General features: G+C 57.5%; 1 protein-coding gene. It reads left to right on the top strand.

What is annotated here, in order from left to right; translation table 11 throughout:
• Window positions 1–2: 2 nt before the first annotated feature.
• Window positions 3–1,093, top strand: a 1,091-nt coding sequence (locus AC0L3X_RS47165) for an IS30 family transposase (protein ID WP_473317611.1), incomplete at its 3' end; no start/stop codon positions are given.

The following is a 1,093-nucleotide window of genomic DNA, read 5'->3' on the forward strand; positions in this document are numbered from 1 at the left end:
GGATGGAACGGAGATTTCATAGAGGTTTCACTGCGGCAGAAAAGACGGAGTTATGGGACCGGTGGAAGCGCGGGGAGTCACTGAAGGCGATCGGGCGAGCTTTTGGTAAGCAGTCATCGTCGATCTATTTTCTAGTTGCTCCGCATGGAGGGTTTCGTCCTGCGGAGCGGCGTCGCTCCAGGCTGGCATTGACGCTTGCGGAACGCGAGGTGATTTCCAGAGGCGTTACGGCACATCAATCGGCCCGGTCGATCGCCAAATTACTTGGCCGCTCCCCATCGACGGTGAGCCGGGAAATGAGCCGCAATGGCGGCTATGACCGCTACCGGGCGACACTTGCGGACGAGAATGCCTGGGCACGATCCCGTCGTCCAAAATGTTGTAAGCTGGCGACCAATCCGCGGCTTCGGCAGGCAGTGGCAAGGAAGCTCAGATTAGATTGGTCACCCGAGCAGATAGCCGGTTGGCTGAAGAGAACGTATCCTGAAGACGAGTGTAATCAGGTGTCACACGAGACCATCTACCGCAGCCTGTTTGTCCAAGCGCGTGGCGTGCTCAAGAAAGAGCTGCTTAGTCATCTTCGATCGAGGCGTTCGATGCGCCGCTCTAGGCCGGTTGATCCGAATGGCGATAGACGGGGACACATGAAGGATGCCGTCTCAATCCGTCAGCGACCGGCTGCGGTTGAAGATAGGGCTGTGCCTGGCCATTGGGAGGGCGATCTGTTGTCCGGGCCGAACAACACCTACATCGCGACCTTGGTCGAGCGTCAAACGCGTTACGTGATGTTGGCCAGGGTGGCAGGCAAGGACACCCGGACTGTAGTCAACGCGCTCATCAAGCAGGCGAAGAAGCTACCTAAAGAGCTGTATAAGTCCCTGACCTGGGACCGGGGCAAGGAACTGACGGATCATCGGCGCTTTACGATGGCGACCAACATCGATGTCTATTTTTGCGACCCGCAAAGCCCGTGGCAGCGCGGGTCGAACGAGAATACCAATGGCCTGCTCAGACAGTACTTTCCAAAGGGCACCGACTTGTCGGTGCATTCGCAAGCCCATCTGAACAAAGTGGCTCGTCAGCTAAACGAACG

The sequence above is a fragment of the Bradyrhizobium sp. MI1.7 genome (genome assembly GCF_055811795.1).